Origin of the sequence: Phenylobacterium sp., assembly GCF_030697925.1 — a bacterium.
Classification (GTDB): Bacteria; Pseudomonadota; Alphaproteobacteria; order Caulobacterales; family Caulobacteraceae; genus Phenylobacterium.
Window position 1 is genome coordinate 1 of sequence record NZ_JAUYOJ010000062.1, and the last position, 7506, is coordinate 7506.

Here is a 7506-nt window from a genome sequence, read left to right on the forward strand (position 1 = left end):
CGGACCAGCCAGGCGAGGTTTGCCGCCGAGCCGTAGGCGCTGTCGGCGGCCAGATGATCGGGCTTGAGCCCGAAGCGCTCGGCGGTCCTGTCCAGCATCGTGCGCGAGGCGCCGACTTCGGCTTGGCGGATGGCCCGGGTAGCCTCCACATCGACGATGACGGCGTGCTCGGTGTCGATCAGGTAGTTTGCGGCGTAGGCGAAGAAGGCGTGGCCCTTGTGGGCGCCGGTCCACTGCGCGGCCGGATCGGACCGTGAAATGAACTTGGGCATCGTCTCGCTGGCCGCGCCGAAGGCGGCGTCATCGAGCCGCTCGAGGTACTCCCGGACCGCCACGCCGGCGTCCTGCGGCGGCCGCCAGTCCTCGCCCGGAACAGAGCGCTGCTTGTTAGCGTCGGCGGCGATCAGGCTGGCGTCGACGGCGAAGCCCTCGCCGCCCACCAGGCCCTCGGCCAGGCAGCGCTCGACCACGCTCTCGAACAGCCGCCGCAGGATGTCGCTCTGGCGGAAGCGGCCGTGGCGGTTGCGCGAGAACGTCGAATGGTCCGGGACCTTGCCGTCCAGCCCGAGCCGGCAGAACCATCGGTAGGCGAGGTTTAGATGCACCTCCTCGCACAGCCGCCGCTCCGAGCGGATGCCCATGGCGTAGCCGACGATCAGCATCCGCATCATCAGCTCCGGATCGATCGAGGGACGACCGATCGAGCAGTAGAACGGGCGGAGCTGCTCACGCACCGGCTCCAGGTCCAGGAACCGATCGATCCGCCGGAGCAGATGGTCCTGCGGCACGTGATCGTCGAGGCGGAAATCGTAGAACAGCTGCGGCGGAGCGTCTTGCGTCCCCATCATCGCCATGGCCTCCAAAGCCAACAACGACAAGGGAATCACGACACCAGCAGCCGATCAACAGCCGACTAAATCAACAGTATCAGCCGGGAGAGAAAGCCTAGAAATCCTTGATGTAGGCCGTTCTTCGGGCTCTCGGAGAGCCAAATGTCTGGGAAATGGGGGCCCAACTCGCCGACTTGTCGGACGAATTCCGCGGTCCCTGAAGTGCCTGGTTGGGCGCCAGACGAGTTGGTCGGAGTGGCAGGATTCGAACCTGCGACCCCCGCGTCCCGAACGCGGTGCTCTACCAGACTGAGCCACACTCCGACTTGAGAGCGCGCCTTATAGAGGAGCCCCCGCAGCGCCGCAAGCGGCCGTGAAACAAGCTTTTGCGGAGGCGTTGCATCGCCGGTTCGGTTGGGCTATCTCCACGCCCTCGCCGCGGGCCCTGGCCCGCGCGCCGTTCCTGCTGGGGAATGGTGTAATGGTAACACTGCGGTTTTTGGTACCGTCATTCTAGGTTCGAGTCCTAGTTCCCCAGCCAATCTCTCCCACGACCCGAAGACGGCCTCCGGCCTCAACCGGCCATGCTCTGCGTCAGCACGCGGACGAAGAGGCCGATCTGGATCAGCGCCAGCAGGGCCAAGCCGGCCAGGATGACGGTGAGGCCGCTGCGCGCCCAGTGGACGGCGTTGCGGCGGAGGTTCAGGCGCACGGTGGACTCCTTTGGGACGGCGCGAAGGTCTTCGCGCCATCCCGCGCAAGTCGCGGGCCATGGCTCTGCTTGGGTCAGCCGCCGCCGAGCGAGAGTCCCGGGGCGTCCGGGCTGGTGGTGTCTCCACCGTTCAGCGCCTTCTGCATCCAGACGATGTCGACCCATCGCCCGTGCTTGAAGCCGAAGCTCTTGCCGACGCCGGAGGGCTCGAAGCCCAGGGCGCGGTGCAGGGCGATGGAGCCGGCGTTGCCGCTGTCGCCGATCACCGCCACCACCTGGCGGATCCCGAGGGCCTCGCAGGCGCTCAGGACTTCGCCGAGCACCGCCTTGCCGACGCCCCGGCCCATGGCCTCGGGGGCGACATAGACGCTGTCCTCGACCGTGTAGCGATAGGCCGCCCGCGGCCGGAACGGCCCGGCATAGGCGAAGCCCAGCACCTGGCCCGCATCCTCGGCCACCAGATAAGGCAGGCCGCGCTCGACGATGGCCGCGCGGCGTCCGGCCATGTCCTCAGGCGTGGGCGGAATCTCTTCAAAGGTGCCGAAGCCATGCCGCACATGGTGGCCGTAGATGGCGGCCAGCGCCGCGGCGTCGGTCGCGAGAGACGGCCTGACGATCATTTCTCCCAGCCCCGATCCGCCGCCCAGATGGCGAAAGCGTAGTCCAGGGCGATCTCCTTCAGGAAGTCGAAACGGCCCGAGGCGCCGCCGTGGCCGGCCTCCATGTTGATCTTGAGCAGGATGGGCGCGCGGCCTGTCGTGTTCTCGCGCAGCTTGGCCACCCACTTCTGCGGCTCCCAATAGGTGACGCGGGGATCCGACAGGCCGCCGGTGGCCAGGATCGCTGGATAGGGCTTGGGCGCGACCTGGTCATAGGGGCTGTAGGACGCGATGCGGTCATAGGCCTGCGCGTCCTCGATGGGATTGCCCCATTCGGGCCATTCCGGCGGGGTGAGCGGCAAGGTGGTGTCGCTCATGGTGTTCAGCACGTCGACGAAAGGCACCGCGGCGATGACCCCGCTCCACAGCTCGGGCCGCAGGTTGGCGATCGCCCCCATCAGCATGCCGCCCGCCGAGCCGCCATAGGCGGCCATCTCGCCCAACGCGCCGTAGCCGTTGGCGGCCAGGTGTTCGGCGCACGCGATGAAGTCGGTGAAGGTGTTGGTCTTCTTCTCCTTGCGCCCGTCCAGGAACCAGCCCCAGCCCTTGTCCGAGCCGCCGCGCACATGGGCCACGGCCCAGATCCACCCACGGTCGACCAGGCTGAGATTACGGATCGAGAAGCTGGGCTCCATGGCGTGGCCATAGGAGCCGTAGCCGTAGAGCAGCAGCCGCGCCGAGCCGTCCAGCGGGGTGTCCTTCAGCATCAGGACGGTGATCGGCACCTCGGCGCCGTCGCTTGCGGTGGCGTAGAGGCGTCGCGCCACATAGCGCTCGGGGTCGTGGCCGGAGGGGATCTCCTGGGTCTTGCGCAGGGTCCGCTCGCGCGAGGTCATGTCGTAGTCGAACCATTGCCGGGGTGTGGTCGGCGACTGGTAAACGAAGCGGGTCAGCCTGGTCTCGTACTCGTAGCCGCCTTCCAGGGAAAGCGCGTAGGCCTCCTCGTCGAATGCAACCACATGCTCGGCGCCCTCGCGGGCCATGACCACGATCTCGTCCAGGGCGTTGACCCGCTGGGCGCGGACCAGGTGACCGGCGAAGGCCGCGAAGCCGGTGATGTAGCGGCCGGGCTGGTGGGGGACGAACTCGGTCCAGCTCGACTTGGCCGGGATCTCCGCGCTCGAGGCCATCAGCTTGAAATCCACCGCGCCATCGGCGTTGGTGCGGATCACCCAGCGGTCGGTCCAGTGGTCGAGCTCGTACTTCACACCAACGCGCCGGGGCTCGGCCACAAAGGGCGGCCGGGTCGGGTCGCCGGCCGGGATCAGCCAGACCTCGGTGGTCTCCTGGTTGCCCACGTGAACGACCATGTGGCTGTCGTCGGAGGTCTTGCCGACGCCCAGGAACATGCCCTCGTCCTTCTCCTCATAGACCAGCACGTCCTCGCCGCCCCGCGCCGGGCGACGGAAGACCTTGGAGGGCCGGGCGTTCTCGTCGCGCCAGATCCAGAACAGCCACTGGCTGTCCGGCGAGAAAGTGAAGTCGCCATAGGCGCTGTCGATCTGGAAGGGCAGGGCTTCGCCCGTCGCCAGGTCCTTGACCCGGATCGTGTAATACTCCGAGCCCTGCTCATCGGCGGCCCAGGCATAGAGCCGGTGATCGGGGCTGTGATGGGCCGCGCCGACCTGGAAAAAGGCCTTGTCCTTGGCCAGAGCGTCCTCGTCCAGCAGCACCACCTCGCCGTCGGAACGGCCGCGCGGGCGGCGGCCGTGGACCGGGTGCTCGGCGCCGATCTCGTAGCGCACATAATAGTCCCAGGCGCCGTCGGAGGCGGGGACCGAGGAGTCGTCCTCCTTGATGCGGCCCTTCATCTCGGCGAACAGCTGGGCCTGCAGGGCCTCGGTGCCGGCCAGCATGGACTTGGTGTAGGCGTTCTCGGCCTCGAGATGCTCGCGGATGTCGGCGCGCAGGACCTTGGGGTCGCGCAGCACCTCTTTCCAGTTTTCGTCCTTCATCCAGGCATAGTCGTCGGTGCGCGTGCGCCCGAGCTGCTGGAGGGTCTTGGGATCGCGGCGGGCGACGGGAGGTTTGGGAGCGCTCATGGCCCGCTACATGCGACGCCCGGCGCGGGCTCTCAAGGCCCGATGCGCGCGGAGCGTGTCCCGGCGGCCACTTCTTAATAGGGCGCGTTCAGGTCATCAGATCGTGAACATAGGGAACCTTGGGTCGCGCGCTGGCGTGATCGGAGCCCTTCACGTTGATTTCATGTGTATTTTAGCGGATCCGCCGGCTTGCGTCGGCGGCAGGGCGCGGCGATCGGGCGCAGTCTGGGCGGGGCTCGCGGCCTAGGCGTTAACCATGTTCTTAAACATCTAATGGAGTGTCTTGGGCGTACGATTTGTGGCGTAAAGGGGGCGGGCAATGGTCATGGACCTTTCAGTGGAGCTGATCCACGCAACCGTTCAGCTCGAGCAACCGCTGGGCGACGGTACGCGCACCGTCGGCACCGGCTTTCTGATCACCTCCGCAGGCCCCGACGGAGCGCCGCGCACGGTGCTGGTCACCGCCAACCACGTCCTGGCGAAGATGCCGGGCGCCGAGGCGCGCATCGGCTACCGCATCGCCAATCCCGACGGCAGCTGGAGCTATTCGCCCCAGACGCTGCGCATCCGCGACACCGGCGGCGGCAAGCTCTGGACGGCCCATCCGTCCCGCGACGTGGCGGCCATCTCGATCACCGCGCCCGAGCCCTTCGCCAAGGCGGCGATCCCGCTCTCGTGGCTGGCCGAGGACGACACCTTCAAGACCAACCAGGTCGGCGCCGGCGACGAGATGATGGCGCTGGGCTTCCCCCGCGGCCTGGCCGCCAACCAGGCGGGCTTCCCGATCCTAAGGGCCGGTCGCGTGGCCTCGTTCCCGGTGGCCCCGGCCAAGGTCTTCCCGACCTTCCTGCTCGACTTCTCCGTCTTCCCGGGCAATTCGGGCGGTCCCGTGTTCATGTCCCAGGCCGCGCGCCGCCGCCTGGGCGCGTCCGAGGCCACGGAGGTCCAGTTCATCGCCGGCCTGTTGACCCAGCAGGTGGAGCTGAACAGCGAGCGCCTGGAGATCGGCATCGTCACCCACGCCAGTTTCATCCGCGAGACCATCGCCCTGATCGACAACCCCGCCGCCCCGGTCACCCAGGCGCGGACCGAGGTGTTCGCCGGCGCCAAGGCGGCCTCTGCGGAAGAGGCCGTGGCGCGGGACTAGGCCGGCGGCGACCCTTCAGGGATGATCGTCTCGATGCGGCGGTCGGGAATCAGCCAGGCCAGGGCCACGCCGGCATAGAGCAGGTCCGCGGCGGCCGTGTTCACGAAGGCCAGGGCCATGCCGGCCAGATAGACGAACGGCGAGACCTTACCTTTCAGATCGCGGCCGAGCGCGCGCCGCAGGGGCGAGTCGGGGCCCTGCTGACGGATGATCGCCGCCTGCATGATGAGCCAGGCGATCGCCGACAGGAGCAGAGAGCCGCCGTAGAGCGCCGTCGGAAGCGGGGCGAAGTTGTTCTCCCCCATCCATGCTGTCGTGAACGGAATGGTCGAGAGCCAGAACAGCAGGTGCATGTTCGCCCACAGGATCGTCCCGTCCACGGTCTTCACCAGCTGGAAGAAGTGGTGGTGGTTGTTCCAGTAGATGGCCACGTAGATGAAGCTGAGCAGGTAGCTCACGAACACGGGCCAGAGTTCGACCAGGTCCTCGAGCCTCGCGCCGTGCGGCGCCTTCATCTCCAGAACCATGATCGTGATGATGACGGCGAGGACGGCGTCGGTGAACGCCGTCAACCTGTTGCGATTCATCGGGTCCTCGCATTGTCGTGGGGTCGGCGGCGAGGATGGCGCAAGCCCCGCGGCGAAGCTAGGGGGCGGCCCGCGCTAGGAGGAGGCTGAAAGAACGCGGCCCTTGAGGTGCGCATGCGCCAGAGCCGCGACGCCGCCGGCGAGAAATCCCGCCCACAGAACCATCGACACCTCGGCCAGGCCCGGCGCGTAGGCTTGGTAGGATGCCACGGGCGGGTAGGCGTAGACCGCGACGAAGTTGTTCATCATCAAATAGGCGCTGTGGGAGATAGCCAGCAGCGGGCCGCCCAGGGTCCAGGCGCGAAGGAAGGCGAGCGGACGCACAGCACCGACCCCTCGCGTCGTCCCCAGGCGTGCGAGAGTGTGGAGCCAGATGAATACGGCGGTAATCGCCACGCCCCAGAGGATGACCGACAGCAGCCTCACCTCCCACCCCGCCTCGGCGAAGGTCATGCTTAGCTTGGCTCCGCAGCAAAAGGACTTGCCCGAGGGCTCCGCGGCCGCGGCGTCTGCCGCCATCGCCGCCATCGCCGCCATCGCCAGTCCGCCTGCAATCGCCTTCATCATCCGCTCCATGGATTACGCTTGTAATCAACATGAAGGAGGCGACTACAAGTGTAAACCGGAAAGGTCGTCGAAACTGATCCGGACCACCTATCCCTCCTCACGAGGAGGAGGGACGGCGCCGGGAGCGCTTTACGCCCCGTAGATGACGGAAATCGTCTCGGCGATGCAGGCGGGCTTGGCCTCGCCCTCGATCTCGATGGTGCATTCGTTCTTCAGTTGCATGCCGCCGGACTTGGGTTCGGCGCCGATCAGCTTCTGGCGCATGCGCACGCGCTTGCCGACCCGGACCATGTTGATGAAGCGCACCTTGTCGGAGCCGTAGTTGATGCCCCGGGTCACGCCCTTCACCGGCAGCATGCCGGCGCCCAGCATCGGGATCAGGGAGAGGGTCAGATAGCCGTGGGCGATCGGGCCGCCGATCTCGCGCGTGGCGCGCTCGACGTCGACGTGGATCCACTGATGGTCGCCGGTGGCTTCGGCGAATTGGTTGACGCGGTCCTGGCTGATCTCGACCCAGTCCGACACGCCGACTTCCTGGCCCACCAGGCCGGGTAGGTCCTTGAACTCCACCGGGTTCATCATCTTCTCCCTCATCGTTGAAACAGGTGTTCGAGGGATAAGCGTCCGCTTGGACCCGAGCAAGGCTTTGACGTGGCCGTTTCCGACTTTAAACAGCCCCCATGCAACGCGCTCTTTCCGTCAGCCGGCTGACCGGCAACAAATCGACCTTCCCCGACTGGTACCAGGCCATCGTCCGCGAGGCCGACATGGCCGAGCTGTCGCCCGTGCGCGGCTCGATGATCATCAAGCCGTGGGGCTATGGCGTCTGGGAGCGGATCCAGCAGACCATGGACCGGCGCATCAAGGCGATGGGCGTCGACAACTGCTACTTCCCGCTGTTCATCCCCCTGGGCTTCTTCGCCAAGGAGGCCGAGCACGTGGAGGGCTTCGCCAAGGAGATG

General features: G+C 67.0%; 8 protein-coding genes, 2 tRNA genes and 1 pseudogene. 3 read left to right on the top strand and 8 right to left on the bottom strand.

What is annotated here, in order from left to right:
* On the bottom strand, nucleotides 1–848 hold an 848-nt coding region (locus tag Q8Q88_RS06095), incomplete at its 3' end, for a transposase (RefSeq protein ID WP_305674309.1).
* Between the two features lie 229 nt (nucleotides 849–1077).
* Nucleotides 1078–1154 (bottom strand) — tRNA-Pro (locus tag Q8Q88_RS06100).
* Nucleotides 1155–1297: 143 nt separating this feature from the next.
* On the opposite strand from Q8Q88_RS06100, the gene Q8Q88_RS06105 reads away from it, so the two are divergent.
* Nucleotides 1298–1371: transfer RNA gene (locus Q8Q88_RS06105), tRNA-Gln, on the top strand.
* A gap of 33 nt (nucleotides 1372–1404) precedes the next feature.
* On the opposite strand, the gene Q8Q88_RS06110 is transcribed toward Q8Q88_RS06105, so the two are convergent.
* The 3 genes from Q8Q88_RS06110 to Q8Q88_RS06120 form a co-directional block, all read right to left on the bottom strand.
* On the bottom strand, nucleotides 1405–1542 hold the full coding sequence (locus Q8Q88_RS06110) for a hypothetical protein (protein ID WP_305674310.1): 138 nt from the start codon (nucleotides 1540–1542) through the stop codon (nucleotides 1405–1407).
* Between the two features lie 74 nt (nucleotides 1543–1616).
* Nucleotides 1617–2162, bottom strand: coding sequence for a GNAT family N-acetyltransferase (locus Q8Q88_RS06115; RefSeq protein WP_305674311.1), 546 nt, complete (start codon nucleotides 2160–2162; stop codon nucleotides 1617–1619).
* Nucleotides 2159–4243 (bottom strand): S9 family peptidase, encoded by a 2085-nt coding sequence (locus tag Q8Q88_RS06120; RefSeq protein ID WP_305674312.1) that lies wholly within the window; start codon nucleotides 4241–4243, stop codon nucleotides 2159–2161. Before Q8Q88_RS06120 ends, Q8Q88_RS06115 begins: the two co-directional genes overlap by 4 nt.
* 325 nt (nucleotides 4244–4568) lie before the next feature.
* Between Q8Q88_RS06120 and Q8Q88_RS06125 the strand changes: the two genes are divergently transcribed.
* Nucleotides 4569–5390: a serine protease gene (locus tag Q8Q88_RS06125; RefSeq protein WP_371129814.1), complete on the top strand. Its 822-nt coding sequence runs from the start codon at nucleotides 4569–4571 to the stop codon at nucleotides 5388–5390.
* Here Q8Q88_RS06125 and Q8Q88_RS06130 read toward each other — a convergent pair.
* The 3 genes from Q8Q88_RS06130 to Q8Q88_RS06140 all read right to left on the bottom strand — a co-directional run bounded on the left by Q8Q88_RS06130 (nucleotide 5387) and on the right by Q8Q88_RS06140 (nucleotide 7123).
* The gene (locus Q8Q88_RS06130; RefSeq protein ID WP_305674314.1) at nucleotides 5387–5977 is read right to left on the bottom strand and encodes a TMEM175 family protein; all 591 of its coding nucleotides are present in this window, start codon (nucleotides 5975–5977) and stop codon (nucleotides 5387–5389) included. The two genes, Q8Q88_RS06125 and Q8Q88_RS06130, sit on opposite strands and share 4 nt — an antisense overlap.
* Before the next feature lie 75 nt (nucleotides 5978–6052).
* Nucleotides 6053–6553 (bottom strand): hypothetical protein, encoded by a 501-nt coding sequence (locus Q8Q88_RS06135; RefSeq protein WP_305674315.1) that lies wholly within the window; start codon nucleotides 6551–6553, stop codon nucleotides 6053–6055.
* 120 nt (nucleotides 6554–6673) lie between these two features.
* Nucleotides 6674–7123: a MaoC family dehydratase gene (locus tag Q8Q88_RS06140; RefSeq protein ID WP_305674316.1), complete on the bottom strand. Its 450-nt coding sequence runs from the start codon at nucleotides 7121–7123 to the stop codon at nucleotides 6674–6676.
* Between the two features lie 101 nt (nucleotides 7124–7224).
* Between Q8Q88_RS06140 and Q8Q88_RS06145 the strand changes: the two are divergent.
* Nucleotides 7225–7506, top strand: a pseudogene (locus Q8Q88_RS06145) (proline--tRNA ligase); the annotation flags it as partial.

What these genes read in the sequence shown, in the direction of transcription:
- Q8Q88_RS06115 (WP_305674311.1), bottom strand. Translation starts at nt 2,162, where the DNA reads ATGATCGTCAGGCCGTCTCTCGCGACCGACGCCGCGGCGCTGGCCGCC.
- Q8Q88_RS06120 (WP_305674312.1), bottom strand. Translation starts at nt 4,243, where the DNA reads ATGAGCGCTCCCAAACCTCCCGTCGCCCGCCGCGATCCCAAGACCCTC.
- Q8Q88_RS06125 (WP_371129814.1), top strand. Translation starts at nt 4,569, where the DNA reads ATGGACCTTTCAGTGGAGCTGATCCACGCAACCGTTCAGCTCGAGCAA.
- Q8Q88_RS06130 (WP_305674314.1), bottom strand. Translation starts at nt 5,977, where the DNA reads ATGAATCGCAACAGGTTGACGGCGTTCACCGACGCCGTCCTCGCCGTC.
- Q8Q88_RS06135 (WP_305674315.1), bottom strand. Translation starts at nt 6,553, where the DNA reads ATGGAGCGGATGATGAAGGCGATTGCAGGCGGACTGGCGATGGCGGCG.
- Q8Q88_RS06140 (WP_305674316.1), bottom strand. Translation starts at nt 7,123, where the DNA reads ATGAACCCGGTGGAGTTCAAGGACCTACCCGGCCTGGTGGGCCAGGAA.